This is a genomic window from Isoptericola sp. NPDC057653 (assembly GCF_042799955.1).
In the GTDB taxonomy this organism is placed as follows: domain Bacteria; phylum Actinomycetota; class Actinomycetes; order Actinomycetales; family Cellulomonadaceae; genus Isoptericola.
Map to the genome: position 1 here is coordinate 755,354 of NZ_JBHVHP010000002.1, position 18,490 is coordinate 773,843.

Here is an 18,490-nt window from a genome sequence, read left to right on the forward strand (position 1 = left end):
GGACGCCCGTTCCCAGGCTAGCCACAGACCTTGCCACTCACGGAGACTGGCCGCGCCCGGTCAGCGCCGCGTGACCGCGCCCGCCCAGAGCCAGACGAAGCCCTCGCGGCCGTGGGCGTCCACGTACCGCACGTGCACCTGCATGTCCGTCCAGGCGGTGGCCTCGCCGTCGACCTGCTGCTCGCCGGACTGGCGCGACGTGATCCACGCGCGCACGGGGATGCCGCGGTCGGGCCGCGTGATGTGCGCGCCCTGCCGCGACCTGCCGGGCGCCCCTTCGGCCGCGTCGCGCAGCGGCACGCGGTCGACCGCGCCCGTCGGCCGCCCGTCCGGGCGGCCCTCCCTCTGTCCCACGCCGCCAGGCTACCCGGCATTCGAACATACGTTCCACCGCGGCCTCGTGCCATGCCCTGGCCGCCCGCGCCCGTGAGGGTTCACCCTGAATTCCCCCTGAACGGCCGCGACGAGGGGTTCCGGCGGGTGACGTGCGGGGCTACGGTCGGGCTCGTGCCAGTCATCACCACCGATGAGCTCACCAAGCGGTACCCGCGGGTCACGGCGCTCGACCGCCTGTCCGTCGAGGTCGGCGACGGCGTCACGGGGCTCGTCGGCGCCAACGGAGCGGGCAAGTCGACCCTGATCAAGATCCTCCTGGGACTCGCGACACCGACGTCCGGCACGGCGACCGTCCTCGGGCACGACATCCGCGCGGACGGGGCCGCGCTGCGTGCACGGGTCGGGTACATGCCCGAGCACGACTGCCTGCCGGGCGACATGTCGGCCACCGAGCTCGTGGTCCACCTCGCCCGCATGTCGGGGCTCCCGGCGGACGCGGCCCGCGAGCGCGCCGCGGACACGCTGCGGCACGTCGGGCTGTACGAGGAGCGCTACCGGCCGGTGGGCGGGTACTCCACGGGCATGAAGCAACGCGTGAAGCTCGCGCAGGCCCTGGTGCACGACCCCGACGTCGTCTTCCTCGACGAGCCGACCAACGGCCTCGACCCGGCCGGCCGCGACGAGATGCTCGACCTGGTCCGCCGCATCTACGACGAGTTCGGCATCTCCGTCCTGGTGACGTCGCACCTGCTCGGCGAGCTCGAACGCATCTGCGACCACGTGGTCGTCGTCGACGCGGGGGTGCTGCTGCGCTCGTCCGCCGTCGCCGACTTCACCCGCGCCAGCGCGCAGATCGCCGTCGAGGTGACCGCGGACGCCGACGATGCGGCGGCGGCACTGACGGCCGCCGGGCTGCGGGTCGCGAGGGAGGGCGCGCTGCTGCTCGTCGGGCTCGACGGCGACGCCACCTACGACGTGGTCCGTGACGTCGTCGCGGACCACGGGTACGGCCTGGTCCGGCTGACGCCGCGCCGCCACCACATCTCCGAGGTGTTCGACCGGGAGGTTGACGATGCCGTCTGACCCGCCCGCCGGCGTCATCCACGACATCGGCTACCGCGAGTACGAGGGCCCGAGGCTTGCCCGGCGCGGGGTCGCCCTCGGGCTCTACACCCACACGCTGCGGGGCGCCTTCGGGCTGGGCCGCGCGCCGCGGTCGAAGGTCGTACCCATGGGCCTGGCCGTCCTCATGCTGCTCCCGGCCGTGATCCTCGCCGTCGTCACGGTGGTCCTGGTCGGGCAGGGTGCGCTCACCGGCCCGGCGCTGCCGTACACCCGCTACGCGATGGTGACCCAGGCGGCCGTCGCGATCTTCCTCGCCGTGGCCGCGCCGCAGGCCGTGTCGCTCGACCTGCGGTTCCACACCCTGCCGCTCTACCTCTCGCGGCCACTGGAACGTGTGGACTACGCACGCGCCAAGCTCGCGGCGGTCACGTCGGCGGTGTTCCTCCTCCTCGCGGCCCCGCTGCTGGTCATGTACCTCGGCAGCCTCGCCGCGGGGCTCGACGCCGGCCGTCAGACGGTGGACCTGCTCGAGGCGCTGGTCGGCGCCCTCCTGTTCGCCGCGATCCTCTCGGGTGTCGCCGTCCTCATCGCGTCGTGGACGGCTCGCCGCGGGTTCGGCGTGGCCGCCATCGTCACCGTCCTCGCGCTCACCTACGCCGTCGTCTCCAGCCTCCAGGCGCTCGTGGCCTTCGACGCCGACGACCCTGCCACCGCCGGGTGGATCGGCCTGTTCTCCCCGATGACGCTCGTGGACGGCGTCCAGGTCTGGGCGTTCGGCGCCGAGCCGTCGACCCCTGCAGGCCCGTCCGGCGACGTCGCCGGCGTGGTCTTCCTCGCGGTGACCCTCGGAGTGATCGCCCTGTGCTACGCGGCCGTCGCCGCCCGATACCGGAGGGTCCGGCTCTGATGGCCACGCTGCAGATCGACACCTGCTCCCGCTGGTTCGGCAACGTCGTCGCCGTCAACGACGTCACGATGACGGTAGGCCCCGGCATCACCGGGTTGCTCGGGCCCAACGGCGCGGGCAAGTCCACGCTGATCCACATGCTCGGCGGCTTCCTGCCGCCGTCCGCCGGGTCGGTGACCCTCGACGGCACGCCCACCTGGAAGAACCAGGAGATCTACCGCACCCTCGGGATCGTCACCGAGCGGGAGGCGACGTACGACTTCCTCACGGGGCGCCAGCTCGTGCGCGCGAGCGCCGAGCTGCAGGGCCTGCCCGACCCGGGCGCCGCGGCCGACCGCGCCCTGGTCACGGTCGACATGACGGACGCCCAGGACCGCAAGGTGGGCGAGTACTCCAAGGGCATGAAGCAGCGCGTGAAGATGGCGTCCGCGCTGGTGCACGACCCGGCCGTGCTGCTCCTGGACGAGCCGTTCAACGGCATGGACCCCCGCCAGCGCCTGCACCTCATCGGACTGCTGCGCGCCATGGGCGACGAGGGCCGCACCGTGCTGTTCAGCTCGCACATCCTCGAGGAGGTCGAGCAGCTGGCCCACCAGATCGAGGTCGTCGTCTCGGGCCGCCACGCAGCGTCCGGCGACTACCGCGAGATCCGCCGGCTCATGACCGACCGGCCCCACCGCTACACCATCTCCTCGAGCGACGACCGCGCGCTCGCCTCCGCCCTGGTGGCCGACGGCTCGACGGCGGGGGTCAGCCTCGACGGCGGCGGGCTGCGCGTGCAGGCCGGCGAGTTCCTGCGGTTCGCCACGCTCCTGCCCCGCGTCGCGCGCGACGTCGACGTCCGTCTGTACGAGGTCACCCCGGCCGACGAGTCCCTGGAGAGCGTGTTCTCCTACCTCGTCGACGGCTCGTCCCGCACCACATCGACCGCACGGAGGGACCCGTCGTGAACGGCACCGTCGTCCGCCTGACCGCCCTCGGGATGCTGGGCGGCCGGCGCGTGTGGCTGCTCGCGGCCCTCGCCCTGCTCCTGGTCGCCATCGCCGTCCTCGCACGCGTCCTGGTCCCCGTCACCGAGGCCGAGGCTGCGACCCTGCTCCAGGGCGTGACCTTCGCGACGTTCCTGCCGTTGCTCGGCCTCGTCGTCGGCACCGGCGCGATCGCCCCCGAGATCGACGACGGGTCGATCGTGCACCTGCTGGCGAAGCCGGTCTCCCGGCACGCGATCGTCCAGAGCAAGCTCGCCGTGGCGGTCGGGGCGTTGCTCGTGTTCGCGGTCGTGCCGACCGTCGTCGCGGCCGCCGTGCTCGGCCTCGGCCCGCGCGCCGTGCTCGCCTTCGGCGTCGGCGCGCTCGCGGCCGGCGCCGTGTACGGGGTGCTCTTCCTGCTGCTGTCGATCCTCACCCGCCACGCGGTGATCATCGGCCTGGTCTACGCCCTGCTCTGGGAGAGCCTCGTGGGCAGCTTCGTGCCCGGCGCGCGGAACCTCAGCGTGCAGCAGTGGGCCCTGTCGGTCACCGGGTCGATCGCGCCGCCCGGCCTGGTCGCGTCCGACGTCGGCACGGGCCTCGCGCTCGCCCTCGTGGTGGGCGGGTTCGCCGCCGCGACCTGGTACGCCGGTCACCGGCTCCGGCTGCTCACCCTCGCGTCCGCCGAGTAGCGGTCAGCGGGTCCGGTCGTCGCCCTCCGGCGCGTCGTGGCCCGCGGCCGGCCGGTCGTCCGTCGTCGGCTCGGTGTCCGACGCCGCGGTCGCGGCGTCGTGCCCGTCGTCGTGCCCGTCATCGTGGGCCTTGCCGAACGGCAGCACGTGCATCACCGCGACGACGACCGCACCGACGATCAGGCCCGCGACGGCCGAGCAGAGCGTGTTCACCAGCCAGCCGAGGAACCCGCCGATGCCGGGCACGGCGTGCGCGACGGCCTCCTCCAGGTGATGCACGACCTCGTACGGGGCGTGCCAGCCCAGCTCGTCGGCGCCGGTGAGCAGGATGTGCCCGCCCACCCACAGCATCGCGACGGTGCCGACCACGGAGATGACCGCGAGCACCTTGGGCATCCCCGTCACCAGGGCGCGGCCCACGCGCTGACCGGCCCGGGAGTCGCGACCCGCGAGCGCGAGACCCATGTCGTCCATCCGCACGATGAGGCCGACGACGCCGTAGACCACGGCGGTGATCGCGAACGCGACGATCAGCAGGATCACGAGCCGGGAGAAGAACGGCTCGTGCGCCACCTCGTTGAGGGCGATCACCATGATCTCGGCCGACAGGATGAGGTCGGTGCGCACGGCGCCGGCGACGAGGCTCTTCTCGGCGTCGGGGCCGACGGTCGCGGCGGGCTTGTCGTGCCCCTCGTGCCCGCGCAGGCGGCCCCAGATCTTCTCGGCGCCCTCGAAGGCCAGGTAGGTGCCGCCCACCATGAGGATCGGCGTGAGCAGCCACGGCGCCCACTGGCTGAGGATCAGGGCCACCGGGAGGATGTAGAACACCTTGTTCCGGATCGAGCCCTTGGCGATCTTCTTGACGATCGGGATCTCGCGGTTCGCGGCGACGCCGTGCACGTACTGCGGCGTCACGGCGGTGTCGTCGACGACGACGCCCGCGGCCTTCGCCGTCGCCTTCGCGGCGGCGGCCCCGACGTCGTCCAGGGACGCGGCGGCGAGCTTCGCGATCGCGGCGACGTCGTCGAGGAGGCCGAGCAGGCCGGCGCTCACGCGACCGCTCCCACCGGGTGCGAGCGGGCGGGCGAAGCGCCCGCAGGCGGCATCGAAGGCTGGTGCATGGACCTATCGTGCCGTACCTGCGGGCGCCCGCGGGAGCCCTGCTCAGCAGCGCAGACCCGACCCCGGCGAGACGCCGAGCACGCCCGTGATGCGCACGTAGCGGTCGACCCGCGCGTCGACCGACGCGGGGTTGCCTCCGCCGCACTCGAGCGCCCCGTTGAGGGAGTTGATCGTCTGCCCGAACCCGGCCCCGCCGACCATCGCCTGGTGCGACGTCATGACGCCCGGGCCGTTCTGGGTGTTCCAGTACCAGAGGGCGGTCTGCCAGGCGACGGACGGGTCCCGCTCGACGAGCCACGGGTCGTCCAGGAGGTCGAGGCCCAGGGCGTCACCGGCGGCCTTGCAGTTGAAGTTCCAGCTGAACATGATCGGCCCGCGCCCGTAGTACGCCTCCTGACCCGCCGGGCACCCGAACGGCTGGGACCGGTCGCACTTGATCCCATAGTTGGCCTCGTTGATCTCCTTGACGTACCGCAGCCCGACCGACTCGAAGTCGGCGTGGGTGAGGAACGCCGCCACCTCGCGGGTGCGCGTCGTCTCCGTGCCGGTGCTGGCGAACGCCGGGTAGGCGCCGAGGGCGTCCACGAGGCCGTCGTAGGTGTAGAACGGGTCGCGGTCGGGGAAGAGCGCGTCGAACTCCGCCCGGCTCACGACGAAGTCGTCACCCCCGTCCGCGCACGGCCCCCGGTCGACCCAGACGCCCGTGGATCCGGGGGCGTTGCCCTGCGTCCACCAGCGGGCCTCCCACGCGCGTCCGTGGTGCGCCGCCGTCCGGCCGCCGCCGTAGGCCGTCGTGGACGACCAGGTCGCCGGGCACGCGGGCTCGCCCGCACCCTCACCAGCAGCCGACGACGTGCGGGAGCCACCTCGGCCGAGCGGGACCACCGCGCAGCGCCCCGGAGGATCTCGGGGCGTCACTCCTCGCCGTAGAAGACGCGCTCCACGACGGCGCGGGCGCGGCGGGCGGTGCGCAGGTAGAGCTCCTCGAGCTCTCCCCCGGTGCCGACGTCGCCGAGCAGCCCGGCCACGCCGGTGAGGTCGCGGGAGTCGTGCGGCAGCTGGTCGACCTGCGCGCCCGTGGTGCGCCCGGACCACAGCACGACGGCGGACCGCAGCCGCGAGGCGAGCACCCACGCGTCGCGCAGCTGCGCCGCGTCGTCGGCGTCGAGCAGTCCGGCACCCGCCGCGGCGTCGAGCGCCGCGACCGTGCCGGTCGTCCGGAGCCCCGGGACCGCCGCGGCGTGCTGGAGCTGCAGCAGCTGCGCGGTCCACTCGACGTCGGCGACGCCGCCCCGGCCGAGCTTGAGGTGCCGCGCGGGGTCGGCACCGCGGGGCAGGCGCTCGGCCTCGACGCGCGCCTTGATGCGCCGCACCTCGCGGACGCGCGCGTCGTCGAGCCCGTCGGCCGGGTAGCGCAGCGGGTCGACGACCGCCTCGAACCGGGCGCCCAGGGCGTCGTCGCCCGCGACGTCGCCCGCCACCGGCCGGGCGCGCAGCAGGGCCTGCGCCTCCCAGACGCTCGACCAGCGCTCGTAGTACTCGGCGTACGAGGCGAGGGTGCGCACCAGCGGACCCTGCCGACCCTCCGGCCGCAGGTCCGCGTCGACGGGCAGCGCGGGCTCGGGCCCGACCTCGGACAGCAGGGCCCGCAGCCGCGTCGCGACGCGGGCGGCGAAGTCCTGGGCGAGCTTCGGCTCGGCCCCGGGCAGCGGGTCGTGCACGAACATCACGTCCGCGTCGGAGCCGTAGCCCATCTCGCGCCCGCCGAGCCGGCCCATCGCGACCACGAGCATGCGGGTCGGGTTGGCGTCGGGCGAGAGGCCGAGGCCGAGCTCGGCGCGGGCGGCGTGCTCGGCGACCCGCAGCCCGCCGACCAGCACCACGTCGGCGGCGTCGGAGACGGCGGCCGCGGCGTCCACGGGCGGCAGCAGCCCGAGCACCTCCGCCGCCCCAGTGCGGGCGAGCTCGCGACGGCGCAGCGCGCGGAGGCGCTGTGCGGCGGGCTGCGGCTCGTCGGCCCGGGTGAGGATGGCGTCCGCCTCGGCGGCCAGCCGCTCGGCGCCCCGCGGCTCCAGGCCCGACGTGTCCGCGAGCCAGCGCACGGACTCCGGCGACCGCGCCAGCGCGTCGGCGAGGTAGGTGGACGACGCCAGGAGCTGGGTCAGGTGGTACGCGGCGTTCTCCGAGTCGCGCAGCAGCCGGAGGTACCAGGGCGTGGCGCCCAGCTCCTCGGAGAGCTTGCGGAATGCCAGCAGCCCCGCGTCCGGGTCGGCACCCTCGGCGAACCAGCCGAGCAGCACCGGCAGCAGCTGGCGCTGCAGCGCCGCGCGCCGCGACGTGCCCGAGGTCAGCGCCGCCACGTGCCGCAGCGCGCCGTCCGGGTCGCGGTAGCCGACCGCGGCGAAGCGCTCGCGCGCCACCCCGGGCGACAGCGAGAGCTCCGCGTCCGACAGCTGCGCCGACGCCGGCAGCAGCGGCCGGTAGAAGACCTCCTCGTGCAGGGCCCGCACCTCGCGGCGCGTCGCGCGCCAGCGCTCCAGCAGGCCCTTGGCGCCCTCGGCGCGCATGCCGAGCGACCGCGCCAGGCGGCGCAGGTCCTCCTCGGCCGTGGGCAGCAGGTGCGTGCGGCGCAGCCGGAACAGCTGCACCCGGTGCTCCAGCGCCCGCAGGAAGCGGTAGCAGACCGCCATCCGCGCGGCGTGCTCGCGGCCGACGTAGCCCCCCGCCGCGAGCGCCGCCAGCGCCGCCAGGGTGTGCGGGGAGCGGATCTTCGGGTCGGCGCGCCCGTGCACGAGCTGCAGCAGCTGCACGGTGAACTCGACGTCGCGCAGGCCGCCCTTGCCGAGCTTGATCTGCCGGTCGGCCTCGGCGGCGGGCACGTGGGCCTCGACCCGGCGCCGCATCGCGCGGGCGTCCTCGACGAAGTGCTCGCGGTGCACGGCCGACCAGATGAACGGGTCCACGGCGGCGCGGTAGTCGTGCCCCAGCGCCGCGTCCCCGGCGATCGGGCGCGCCTTGAGCAGCGCCTGGAACTCCCAGGTCTCGGCCCACCGCTCGTAGTAGGCGACGTGGCTCGCGAGCGTGCGCACCAGCGGCCCCTGCGCACCCTCGGGCCGCAGCGCGGCGTCCACGGGCCACAGGGCCGGCTCGGCGGACGTGGCCGAGCAGACCCGCTGCAGCCCGGTCGCGAGGCGCGTGCCGACGGCCAGCGCCGTCGCCTCGTCGAGCAGCCCGCCGTCGGGCGCCTCGCCCGGCTCGCAGACGTACACGACGTCGACGTCGGAGACGTAGTTGAGCTCGCGCCCGCCGGTCTTGCCCATGCCGATGACGCAGAGCCGCACGCCGGCGCCGTGGTCGTCGAGGTCGGCGCGCGCGACGGCGAGCGCCGCCTCCACGGCGGCGGAGGCCAGGTCGGCGAGCGCGGCGGCGACGACGGGCAGGCGCGTCAGCGGCTCGCCCGCGGTGAGGTCGTCCGCGGCGAGGGCCAGGAGCCGCTCGCGGTAGGCGCGCCGCAGCGCGTCGGTGGTGGTGGCCGCGCCGGCGTCGGGCCAGGCCACGCCCGGCTCGCCGTCCGGGTCGGCCGCCACGGGCACGTCCGCCTCGGGGTCGGCCCCGACGGCACGCAGGAGGCCGGCGCGGACGGCGGCGGGCCCGGCGAACGTCCGCGGGCCCGGGGCGCCGGACGTGTCCGCGTCGTCGCCGGCGTCGCTCTCGCCGCTCTCACTGCTCCCGCTGCTCTCGCCGCTCGCGCCGTCGGCCTCCTCGGACGCGCCGTCCGGGACGGCGACGACGTCGAGGAGCTCCGGGCGCCGCACCACCTCGTCGCCGAGCGCGGACGACGCCCCCAGCACCGCGACCAGGCGGGTGCGCGCCCGCGGCGACGCGGCGTCCAGCAGCTCCCCCAGCCGTGCCCCCGCCCCCGGCGACTCCGCGAGCCGCACGAGCTGGAGCAGCGCGAGGTCGGCGTCGGCGCACGCCCCCAGCGCCGCCAGCAGCGCGTCCTCGCGGCCCGGCGCGTCGAGCACCTCCTGCAGCGCGGCGTCCGACCAGAGCGTCGCCGACCGCGTGAGGTCGACGAACCCGGCGTGCAGCAGCCGGCCAGTGAGGGTGGAGCGCCGGGCGGTCACAGGAACTGCAGGAACCGGCGCAGCTCGTAGGGCGTGACCTGGGCGCGGTAGGCGTCCCACTCCTGCCGCTTGTTGCGCAGCACGAAGTCGAAGACGTGCTCCCCCAGCGTCTCCGCCACGAGCTCGGAGCGCTCCATGAGCTCGATCGCCTCGTTCAGCGACTGCGGCAGCGGCGCGATGCCGAGCGCGCGGCGCTCCCGGTCGGTGAGCTCCCACACGTCGTCGCCGGTGGCCTCCGGCAGCTCGTAGCCGTCCTCGATGCCCTTGAGCCCCGCGGCCAGCAGCACCGCGAACGCGAGGTAGGGGTTGGTGGCCGAGTCGAGCGCCCGGTACTCCACGCGGGCCGAGTTGCCCTTGCCCGGCTTGTACATGGGCACGCGCACGAGGGCGGACCGGTTGTTGTGGCCCCAGCAGATGTAGCTCGGCGCCTCGGCGCCGCCCCACAGCCGCTTGTAGGAGTTGACGTACTGGTTGGTCACGGCCGTGATCTCGGCCGCGTGCACCAGGAGGCCGGCGATGAACTGCCGCGCCGTCTTGGACAGCTCGAACTGCGCGCCCGGCTCGTGGAACGCGTTGCGGTCGTCCTCGAACAGCGACAGGTGCGTGTGCATGCCGGAGCCGGGCTGGTCGACCATCGGCTTGGGCATGAACGACGCGAAGACGCCCTGCTCCAGCGCCACCTCCTTGACCACCGTGCGGAAGGTCATGAGGTTGTCGGCGGTGGTGAGCGCGTCCGCGTAGCGCAGGTCGATCTCGTTCTGGCCAGGGCCGGCCTCGTGGTGGGAGAACTCCACCGAGATGCCCATGGACTCGAGCATCGTGATCGCGGCCCGGCGGAAGTCGTGCGTGCTGCCGCGCGCCAGGTGGTCGAAGTAGCCGCCGTTGTCGACGGGGACCAGCGACTCCTCCGGGGAGGCCACCTGGTTGAACAGGTAGAACTCCACCTCGGGGTGCGTGTAGAAGGTGAACCCGCGGTCGCTCGCGCGCGCGAGCGCGCGCTTGAGCACGTTGCGCGAGTCCGCCAGGGACGGCTCCCCGTCCGGCGTGAGGATGTCGCAGAACATGCGGCCGGTGCCGTGCCGGTCGCCGCGCCACGGCAGCACCTGGAACGTGGTCGGGTCGGGCTTGGCGATCATGTCCGCCTCGTAGACCCGCGTCAGCCCCTCGATGGAGCTGCCGTCGAAGCCGATGCCCTCCGTGAACGCCTGCTCGAGCTCGGCCGGGGCGACCGCCACCGACTTCAGCACGCCGAGCACGTCGGTGAACCAGAGCCGGATGAAGCGGATGTCGCGCTCCTCGACCGTGCGGAGCACGAACTCCTGCTGCCTGTCCATGAACCCATCCTGCCCGAGAAGTGTTAACGGGGTATGTCGTGGGACCCGGCCCGGACCGCCCCCGTCCCGACCTGGACGGATATCCGGTACCGCGGGTCGGAGGCATAGGCTGACCGGCATGTCGAACCCCGGTCACGACGCCACCGTCGACGCCGCCGCGCCCTCCCCCGCCGCCGACCTGACCCGCCGCCGTCGCGTGCGGGTCCACCACCTGGCCGAGGCCAAGGAACGCGGCGAGAAGCTCACGATGCTCACGGCCTACGACGCCGTCACCGCACGCCTCTTCGACGCCGCCGGCCTGGACCTGCTGCTGGTCGGCGACTCGATCGGCAACACCATGCACGGGCACCACACGACGCTGCCCGTCACGCTCGACGACATGATCCCGCCGGCCCGCGCCGTCGCCCGCGCCGCCGAGCACGCGCTCGTCGTCGTCGACCTGCCGTTCGGGTCGTACGAGGCCGGCGCGGAGCAGGCGCTCGGCTCGGCCGTGCGGATCATGAAGGAGACCGGCGCCGCCGCGGTCAAGCTCGAGGGCGGGCGACGCTCGGCCGCGCAGATCCGCGCGCTCACCGACGCCGGGATCCCCGTGGTGGGCCACCTCGGCTTCACACCGCAGTCGGAGAACCTCCTGGGCGGCCCGCGCGTCCAGGGCCGCGGCGACGAGGCCGCCGAGGCCCTGTGCGAGGACGCCCTCGCCGTGCAGGAGGCCGGCGCCGTCGCCGTCGTGCTCGAGATGGTCCCGGTCGAGGTCGCCGCGCGCGCCACCGAGATCCTGCGCATCCCCACCATCGGCATCGGCGCCGGCCCCCGCGTCGACGGGCAGGTGCTGGTCTGGACCGACATGGCCGGCATGACCGACTGGTCGCCGCGCTTCGCCCGCCGGTTCGCCGAGGTGGGCAACCTGCTGCGCCAGGCCGCCCAGGACTACGCCGACGAGGTCCGCCGGGGCACGTTCCCCGACGCCGCGCACTCCTTCGAGCGCTAGGCCCGCGGCCACCCGGTGACGCCGGCCGCGAGGCCGAGCATCGCCGCCGCGACCCGCCCGGCGTCCTCGTCGGGGACCGTCGTGGACGCCCGGTCGAGGATCAGCAGCCGCGCGTCCGGGATCTCGCGGGCCAGCGCCTCCGCGTTGCCGACCGGGAAGAACGGGTCGCGGCGGCCGTGCACCACCAGCGTCGGCACGGCGACCTCGGGCAGGCGCTCACGCCACCGCGGCGTGCAGTCGAGCGCGGCGAACACCGTGCCCAGCTGGTTGGCCAGGTGCACCGACGGCGCCCTGCCCGGGGTGCGGTCCCAGGTGCGCCCGGCGACCTCGCGGGCCGACGCCGGGTCGTCGCCGAGGATCTCGGCGCTCGCGGCGGCGTGCTCGGCCACGGCGCCCCGGTCGGCCCAGTCGGGCATCGGCCGCGAGAAGAGCCGTGCCATCGTCTCCGCGTCGTGGTCGGGCAGGTCGTCGTCGACCGGCCCCGGTGCCACCGGCCGCGTCCCGACGAGGGTGAGCGCCGCGAACGCGTCCGGATGGTCGAGCGCGGCGACCTGGGCGACCATGCCGCCGACGCCGAGGCCCGCCAGGTGCGCCGGCCGGTCGTCGAGCTCCCGCGCGAGCGCCGCCGCGTCGGCCGCGAGGTCCCGCAGGGAGTAGGCCGGCGCGTCGGGGTCGACCGTGGTCGACGCGCCCGAGTCGCGCAGGTCGTACCGGACCACGTGCCGCCCGCCGCGGGCCACGGCCTCGCACACCGTGTCGGGCCACGAGAGCATCGTCGTCCCGCCGGCGCACAGGACCAGCGGCGCCGCCGCGTCGCCGAAGTGCTCCACGCCCAGCCGGACGCCGTTCGCCTCCACCGTCACCGTCATGCCGGCACCTCCCTCTCCCCGGGTCGACGCCGCGGGCGGCGGGAACTCATCGGCGCGCCGCGCAGGGCGGGGAGGGTCAGTCCTTGCCGCGCCAGTCGGCGTCCTCGCCCTCCCACGTCTCGTTGCGGCGCTGCGCGGAGTCCAGGGCGTTGCGAGCGGCCTCCCGCGACGGGTACGGACCCATGCGGTGGCTCCAGCTCGAGCGGTCGCGACTCTCCTCGACCTCGCCGGTCTTGGTGTTGTACCAGTACTGCACCGGGCTTGTGTCGCTCATAGGACGATCCTGCATCAAGATGGGCCCATGGTGGAGGCAGCGCAGCCGGTCGCGTTCGGCATCGACATCGGCGGGTCCGGGATCAAGGGGGCCCCGGTCGACCTCGCGACCGGCGAGTTCGCCGCCGAACGGCGCCGCATCCCCACGCCGGAGAACTCCACCCCGGAGGCCGTCGCCCAGGTGCTCGCCGAGCTCGTCGACTCGTTCGAGCTGCCCCAGCACGTGCCCGTCGGCGTCGCCTTCCCCGCCCCGATGGACCACGGCGTCGTCCGCTTCATCGCCAACCTCGACCAGTCGTGGAAGGGCGTGGACCTGCCGGCACTCGCCCGCGAGGCCACGGGTCGCGAGGTCACCGCCGTCAACGACGCCGACGCCGCGGGCGTCGGCGAGCAGCGGTACGGCGCCGCCGAGGGCCGCGACGGCGTGGTGCTGGTCGTCACGCTGGGCACCGGCATCGGGTCGGCGCTGCTCGTGGACGGCGTCCTCGTGCCGAACACCGAGCTCGGCCACCTGGAGATCGACGGCCACGACGCCGAGTCGCGGGCCGCCGAGTCCGCCCGCGAGCGCGAGGACCTGTCGTGGCACCACTGGGCCCACCGGCTGCAGCGGTACTTCGAGACCGTCGAGATGCTGATCTCGCCCGAGCTGATCGTCGTCGGCGGCGGGGTGAGCAAGCACCACGAGAAGTTCCTGCCGCTGCTCGACCTGCGCGCGCCCATCATCCCCGCCACGCTGCGCAACCGCGCCGGCATCGTCGGGGCGGCGGCGTTGGCGGCGAGCGGCCGCGACCACTGAGCCGCGGGGCGTCCGACGGAGGTCCGGAGCGGTCAGCCCGCCAGGCTGTGCGGCGCCGTGGGCGTGGGCGCGGTCGGGACGCGACCCCAGTCGACGCCGGTCTCCGGCGGCACGTCGAGCTCGAGCATGCGCAGCACGTCGAGCACCGCGGCCGGCGGCCGGTGCAACGAGACCCGCAGCCCCTCGTCCCTGCCGATGCGGCAGAGCTGGACGAGGAAGGCGACCCCGGCGGAGTCGATGAAGGTCACCCGTGAGGTGTCGACCACCACGGGCAGGTCCCGCTCGAAGGCCCGCGCGAGGGCCGCGCTCGCCTCGTTGCGCAGGGCGATGTCGATCTCGCCCCACATGTCCACCACGCTCACGTCGGTGCGCTCCACGAGGGCGATGCCCCCGGCCTGAGCCTCGTCGGTGAAAGTCACTGCCACACCTTCGTCCCACGTCCTGCGTCCAGCGCGCCACGGTCTCGGGCGCTGCGTTCCGGACTCGCGACCTCGTCGTCGCGACGACCGCAACGCTACACCTTCGCGAACCCGCAGCGGAACCTCGCCATGGACATTCTTTACCGACCGTTCACAGAGCGCACCATCCCGGTGCGCCTCTGCCCTCGGGCGGGCTACGACCCGAGGATGCGCGCCTTCTGCGCCGCGAACTCGGCGTCGGTGAGCACACCCTGCGCCCGCAGCTCGGCCAGGTCGCGGAGCTGGGCGATGGTCGCGTCCGCCCCGCCGGACGGCGCGGGCGCGGGTGCCGGCGCGGGCGGCGGCGGCTCGTAGACGGGCTGGGCGTACGTCGGCGCGGGCGCGTACCCCGCGTCCTGGGCGCGCTGGGCGTCCTGGGCGGCCCAACGCCCCTGCTGGCGGCGCTGCACGCGCCCGGAGACGGCGCTGGCCGTGCCGGCGACGACGGCGGTCCGGGCGACGCCCCGAAGCAGACCGGGCATGTCGACCTCCTCGGGTCGGTGTCGCCGGCCGGGGCCCGGCCGGCGACGGGTGGTGTGTGCGGATCGGTGAGGGGCGCCGCGACGCGGCGCCGGCGGCGGGTCAGCGGGCCTCGGCGGCCTCCAGCGCCCCGAGGAGCGACTGGACCGGGATCCGGCCGCTGGCGACGAGCATCCCCCCGCCACGACGCAGCGCGGCGGCGAACGGGCCGGCCCACGCGTTCTCGTACACGAGGACACCGGCCGCGCTGCCCGGGGTCAGGACGCCGCCCGCCTCGGTGAGGTCGTCCTCGTCGAGGAGGCCGGACGACGCGCCCTGGAACACCGACACGTCGAAGTCGCCCTCGATCTCCAGGTCCTCCAGGTCGACCGCCGTCACCTCGCCGTCCGCGCTCTTGCGGACGAAGACGAGGTCGAGGACGCGGATGATCCCGCGGTCCACGAGGTCGACGAGCAGCGGCAGCGCGTGCCCGTCGAGCCGGTTCTGCGGGAACTCCACGACGATGTAGTCGATGGGGCCCATCTCGTCGGGTCCCGTGTCCTCACCCGTCGGGTCCATGGGTCGTCCTCCCGTCCGTGGGTCGCGCGGCGCGGCGGCCGCCTTGCTCCGTGCCCCACGGTGCCGCGCGCCGGCGGGCGCGTCCTCACCCGCGACGGGTGAGGAGGCGCCGTCGAGGACGGCGAGCAGCGCGCCCAGGTCCGCCTCCCGCACCCGGTGCGAGGTGACCTCGGCGGGCGCCGCCCGGTCGACGCCGCTCAGCATCCCCCGCACCACCGGTCCGATCGCGCCGCGCACGACGATCTCGACGTCCGCGCGCCGGGCCGGGACCGTGCGGAGCTCGACCAGCTCCAGCCCCAGGCCGGCCATCCGGTGCAGCAGGCCGTACAGCGCGGACTGGTCGCGCACGGACACCTCGAGCACGGTGCGGGTGTGGGAGCGGACCGCGCCCAGCTCCACCAGGCTCGCGGCGTCACCGCCCGCCCGGCCCACGACCGTCAGCTCGACCCACGGCATCCCGACCACCTGTCCGCCCGACCGCTCCGTCCGTCCCCGCGGGTGAACTTTCGCCGCGGGTCGTGCACCGTGCCGAGGGCCGCGCGGCCCGCCGGCCGCCGGTGCCGGGCACGGTCCCCGACCGCCGCCGCCCGGGCCCCGCGCGGCGCCCCGGGCGGGCGCCACGCCCCCCTGAGCAGCGGCGTCGTCCCGACGCTACCGAGCGACCGCGCCCGGCGCGTCACCCCGCCCGGGTGACGCGGGCGGGGCGCCGCCGCCGGCTGCCCCGGACGGCCGGAGGGCGCAGCGTCTTCGGGGCGCCGACCGCCCGGCGCCCTCGTCCCGGCAGGACGCGCGAAGCCTCGACGGCGGTCCTAGCCTGCGGCCATGGCCACTGTGGGCACCCGCAGCGCGCCGGAGGACCGGGCCCGCAGGCTCGGCGCCTCCGGGCCGCTGCGCGCCCGCACGGAGGTGCCGCCGCAGGCCCCCGGCGCGGTCGCCCGGCCGCGGGTCGAGCGGCACCTGGCCGAGGCCGGACGGCGCCGCCTCACGCTCGTCTCGGCCGGGCCCGGCTGGGGCAAGACCACCGCCGTGGCCGCCTGGGCCCGCGCCGCCGGCGGCCCGCGGGTCGCCTGGCTCACCCTCGAGGCGGCCGACGGCGCGCCGACCGCGTTCTGGGCCGACGTCCTCACCGCGCTGCGCCGCTCGGGCGCCGTCCCGCCCGGTCATCCGCTGGGCGCCGTCTCCGTCCCGTCGCGCCTCTCCCCCGACCTGGTGCGCCGGATCCTGCTCGCCGTCGACCTGCTGCCGGAGCCGGTCGTCCTCGTCCTGGACGACTTCCACCTCGCCGGCCCCGAGGTCCTCGAGACGGTCGACGACGTGCTGCGCTACCAGTTGCCCCTGCACCTGGTGACGCTCACCCGCTTCGACCCCGCGCTGAGCCTGCAGCGCCTGCGTGCCCAGGGCGAGGTCGCCGAGCTCGGCGCGGCCGACCTCGCCCTCGACGCCGCCGAGACCGGGACGCTCGCCGCCGGCACCGGGCAGCCCCTCACCGCCGAGGACGTCGACCGGCTGCTCGCGGAGACCGACGGGTGGCCCGTCGGCGTCCGGCTGCACCTCGACGCCGCCGACGACCCGGTCCGCCGCGACCGGGCGCAGCGCTCGGCCGCCGAGTTCCTCCTCACGGAGGTGCTGCAGCGCCTCGACCCGACGGCGCGGGCCTTCCTGCTGCGCACGAGCGTGACCCCGACCGTGTGCGCGGACCTGGCCGCCGCGCTCGCGCCGGGTGCCCCCGCGCCCCGGCTGCTGCGCGAGCTCGCGGCGTCGAACGGGTTCGTGGCACGCGTCGACGCCGAGGGGTCGTGGCTCCGCTACCACCCGCTGCTGCGCGAGATGCTGCAGCAGCAGCTGCGGCTCGAGGACCCGGCGGGCAGCGCGGAGGCGCACGGCGCGGCCGCGCGGTGGTTCGCCCGGCGCGGCGAGGCCGTGCGCGCGCTCGACCACGCGGTCGCGTCGGCGGACTGGGGCCTGGTGGGCGACGTCTTCGTGGACGTGGCCGCGGCGCAGCTGGTGGGGCCGCGGCGACAGGCCGTCGTCGACGCGCTGGGCCGAGTGCCCTACGCGTCGCTGGCGCCGACCGTCCCCCTGCACCTGTGCGCCGCGACGCTCGCCCTCGTCGACGGCCGCCCCGAGGGCGCTCTCCACCACCTCGGGCGGGCCCGCAAGCTGCTCGGCGACCCGGCGCAGGACCCGGCCGCCGCGGTGCTGCTGGAGGACCTGGAGGCCACCGCCGCGCGGGCGGTCGGCGACGTCCGCCGGCTCTACCGCACCGCGGGCGCGGCGCTCACGGCCGCCGAGCGCGTCCCGTTCCCGTTCCCCGCGCTGGCCACCTACCGGACGCTGGCGCGCGCCCACCACGACGCCGGCCGGGCGTGGTGCGCCGTCCCCCGCCGGGACGATGCCGCCGACGAGGTCGGCCCGCCGGACGGCCCGGAGGACGACCTGCACGCCGCGGGCCTCGTCACCCTCGGCGCCCACGCGGCGACCGCGCTCCAGGACGTCGCCGACGGGCGCCTCACGGCGGGCACGGAGCGGGCGCGGGCCGTGGTGGACCGGGCATCCGCGCGGGGCTGGGTCGGTCACGTGCAGACGGCGCCGGCGCTCGTCGCGCTCGCGTGGGTCGCCCTCCACCGCGCGGAGGAGTCCCGCGCGGGAGCGCTCCTCGCGCAGGCACGCGCGGCGTCGTCCGGCCTGCCCGACCCCGCGCCGCAGGTCGCGGCACACCTGCTCGAGTCGCTCCTCGCCGCGCGCCAGGGCGACGCCCGCCGTGCCCGGCGGGAGCTGGCCGCCGCCACCGAGCCGACCGCGCCGCACCCCGTGCCCCCGCTGCTCGACGACCTGCGCGCCCGCGCCGCGACGGAGGCCGCGCTGGCCGCGGCGACCGTGCCGGGCACCCTCGCCGGAGCCGTGGCCGGGGACGCCGTCGTCCGTCCTACCCCCGTGGCGCGGGTGTGCCGCGGCCGCCTGCTGCTCGCCGCCGGTCGCACGGGCGAGGCCCTGCGTGCCGTGCACGGCCTCGCGGCCGCCGCGGACGTCGACGACCTCGCCCGCGTCGAGGCCGCCCTCGTCGAGGGTGCGGTGCTGGTGCGTGCGGGCGCCCGCCACGCCGAGCCCGCGGTGGAGCGCGCCCTGCGCGCCGCGGCCCCCGAGCTGCTCGTCTCCCCGTTCCTCACGGCCGCCACGACCGAGCTGCGACCCGTCGTGGCCGCCGCCGTCGCCGGCCGCGCCGGCCCGCTCGCCGAACGGCTGCGCGCGGCCCTCCCCGAGCTCGACCCCGCCGCTCCCCTCGCGCCGCTCGAACCCCTGACGGCCCGGGAGCTCGCCGTCCTGGCCGCGCTGCCGACGATGGCGAGCAACGCCGAGATCGCGGAGGAGCTGTTCGTCTCCGTCAACACCGTCAAGGCGCACCTCAAGGCGCTGTACCGCAAGCTCGGGGTCGGCTCGCGGCGCGACGCCGTGCGGCAGGGCCGCCGCCTGGGCCTCCTGCCCTAGGCGCCGGCCCGGTGGCGGGACCCCGGGATCA

At 75.7% G+C, this 18,490-nt stretch carries 17 protein-coding genes; 7 read left to right on the forward strand and 10 right to left on the reverse strand.

Translation table 11 applies throughout. The features are described 5' to 3' along the window. Positions 1–60: 60 nt before the first annotated feature. Entirely contained in the window at positions 61–354 is a 294-nt protein-coding gene (locus tag ACFU9A_RS14680; RefSeq protein WP_430576016.1) for a hypothetical protein, read from the reverse strand. A gap of 153 nt (positions 355–507) precedes the next feature. Here ACFU9A_RS14680 and ACFU9A_RS14685 point away from each other — a divergent pair, with 153 nt between their 5' ends. The 4 genes from ACFU9A_RS14685 to ACFU9A_RS14700 are packed head-to-tail and all read left to right on the forward strand — an operon-like array spanning position 508 to position 3,968. Next, positions 508–1,419 carry an ABC transporter ATP-binding protein gene (locus tag ACFU9A_RS14685; protein WP_430576017.1) on the forward strand — a complete coding sequence of 304 codons (912 nt, stop codon included), beginning with the start codon at positions 508–510 and terminating at the stop codon, positions 1,417–1,419. Next, the gene (locus ACFU9A_RS14690) at positions 1,409–2,308 is read left to right on the forward strand and encodes an ABC transporter permease (RefSeq protein WP_430576018.1); all 900 of its coding nucleotides are present in this window, start codon (positions 1,409–1,411) and stop codon (positions 2,306–2,308) included. Before ACFU9A_RS14685 ends, ACFU9A_RS14690 begins: the two co-directional genes overlap by 11 nt. Further along, positions 2,308–3,258: an ABC transporter ATP-binding protein gene (locus tag ACFU9A_RS14695; protein ID WP_430576019.1), complete on the forward strand. Its 951-nt coding sequence runs from the start codon at positions 2,308–2,310 to the stop codon at positions 3,256–3,258. Before ACFU9A_RS14690 ends, ACFU9A_RS14695 begins: the two co-directional genes overlap by 1 nt. Next, positions 3,255–3,968, forward strand: coding sequence for an ABC transporter permease subunit (locus ACFU9A_RS14700; protein ID WP_430576020.1), 714 nt, complete (start codon positions 3,255–3,257; stop codon positions 3,966–3,968). The genes ACFU9A_RS14695 and ACFU9A_RS14700 overlap by 4 nt, the downstream gene beginning before the upstream one ends. A gap of 3 nt (positions 3,969–3,971) precedes the next feature. Here ACFU9A_RS14700 and ACFU9A_RS14705 read toward each other — a convergent pair whose 3' ends face one another. The 4 genes from ACFU9A_RS14705 to glnA form a co-directional block, all read right to left on the reverse strand. Continuing rightward, entirely contained in the window at positions 3,972–5,021 is a 1,050-nt protein-coding gene (locus tag ACFU9A_RS14705) for a DUF808 domain-containing protein (protein ID WP_430576021.1), read from the reverse strand. 111 nt (positions 5,022–5,132) lie between these two features. Continuing rightward, a complete protein-coding gene (locus tag ACFU9A_RS14710) occupies positions 5,133–5,741 on the reverse strand; it encodes a chitinase (RefSeq protein WP_430576022.1) in 609 nt (202 codons plus the stop codon). A 263-nt stretch (positions 5,742–6,004) separates the two neighbouring features. After that, the gene (locus ACFU9A_RS14715; RefSeq protein WP_430576023.1) at positions 6,005–9,217 is read right to left on the reverse strand and encodes a bifunctional [glutamine synthetase] adenylyltransferase/[glutamine synthetase]-adenylyl-L-tyrosine phosphorylase; all 3,213 of its coding nucleotides are present in this window, start codon (positions 9,215–9,217) and stop codon (positions 6,005–6,007) included. Next, positions 9,214–10,551 (reverse strand): type I glutamate--ammonia ligase, encoded by a 1,338-nt coding sequence (glnA, locus tag ACFU9A_RS14720; RefSeq protein WP_430576024.1) that lies wholly within the window; start codon positions 10,549–10,551, stop codon positions 9,214–9,216. The genes ACFU9A_RS14715 and glnA overlap by 4 nt, the downstream gene beginning before the upstream one ends. A gap of 118 nt (positions 10,552–10,669) precedes the next feature. Here glnA and panB point away from each other — a divergent pair, with 118 nt between their 5' ends. Continuing rightward, positions 10,670–11,539 (forward strand): 3-methyl-2-oxobutanoate hydroxymethyltransferase, encoded by an 870-nt coding sequence (gene panB / locus ACFU9A_RS14725; RefSeq protein WP_430576025.1) that lies wholly within the window; start codon positions 10,670–10,672, stop codon positions 11,537–11,539. On the opposite strand, the gene ACFU9A_RS14730 is transcribed toward panB, so the two are convergent. Both ACFU9A_RS14730 and ACFU9A_RS14735 read right to left on the reverse strand, forming a co-directional pair. Further along, positions 11,536–12,408: an alpha/beta fold hydrolase gene (locus ACFU9A_RS14730; RefSeq protein ID WP_430576026.1), complete on the reverse strand. Its 873-nt coding sequence runs from the start codon at positions 12,406–12,408 to the stop codon at positions 11,536–11,538. The two genes, panB and ACFU9A_RS14730, sit on opposite strands and share 4 nt — an antisense overlap. 76 nt (positions 12,409–12,484) lie before the next feature. Further along, positions 12,485–12,682, reverse strand: a complete 198-nt coding sequence (locus ACFU9A_RS14735; RefSeq protein WP_430576027.1) for an SPOR domain-containing protein — start codon at positions 12,680–12,682, stop codon at positions 12,485–12,487. Positions 12,683–12,709: 27 nt separating this feature from the next. Between ACFU9A_RS14735 and ppgK the strand changes: the two genes are divergently transcribed. Beyond that, complete coding sequence (gene ppgK / locus ACFU9A_RS14740; RefSeq protein WP_430576028.1) at positions 12,710–13,477, forward strand: polyphosphate--glucose phosphotransferase; 768 nt, start codon at positions 12,710–12,712, stop codon at positions 13,475–13,477. A gap of 32 nt (positions 13,478–13,509) precedes the next feature. On the opposite strand, the gene ACFU9A_RS14745 is transcribed toward ppgK, so the two are convergent. The 3 genes from ACFU9A_RS14745 to ACFU9A_RS14755 all read right to left on the reverse strand — a co-directional run bounded on the left by ACFU9A_RS14745 (position 13,510) and on the right by ACFU9A_RS14755 (position 15,429). Continuing rightward, positions 13,510–13,896: an STAS domain-containing protein gene (locus tag ACFU9A_RS14745; protein WP_430576029.1), complete on the reverse strand. Its 387-nt coding sequence runs from the start codon at positions 13,894–13,896 to the stop codon at positions 13,510–13,512. Between the two features lie 194 nt (positions 13,897–14,090). After that, a complete protein-coding gene (locus ACFU9A_RS14750) occupies positions 14,091–14,417 on the reverse strand; it encodes an SHOCT domain-containing protein (protein ID WP_430576030.1) in 327 nt (108 codons plus the stop codon). Positions 14,418–14,517: 100 nt separating this feature from the next. Then, on the reverse strand, positions 14,518–15,429 hold the full coding sequence (locus tag ACFU9A_RS14755) for a DUF6325 family protein (RefSeq protein WP_430576031.1): 912 nt from the start codon (positions 15,427–15,429) through the stop codon (positions 14,518–14,520). A gap of 366 nt (positions 15,430–15,795) precedes the next feature. Here ACFU9A_RS14755 and ACFU9A_RS14760 point away from each other — a divergent pair, with 366 nt between their 5' ends. Continuing rightward, on the forward strand, positions 15,796–18,459 hold the full coding sequence (locus ACFU9A_RS14760; protein WP_430576032.1) for a LuxR C-terminal-related transcriptional regulator: 2,664 nt from the start codon (positions 15,796–15,798) through the stop codon (positions 18,457–18,459). Positions 18,460–18,490: the final 31 nt, after the last annotated feature.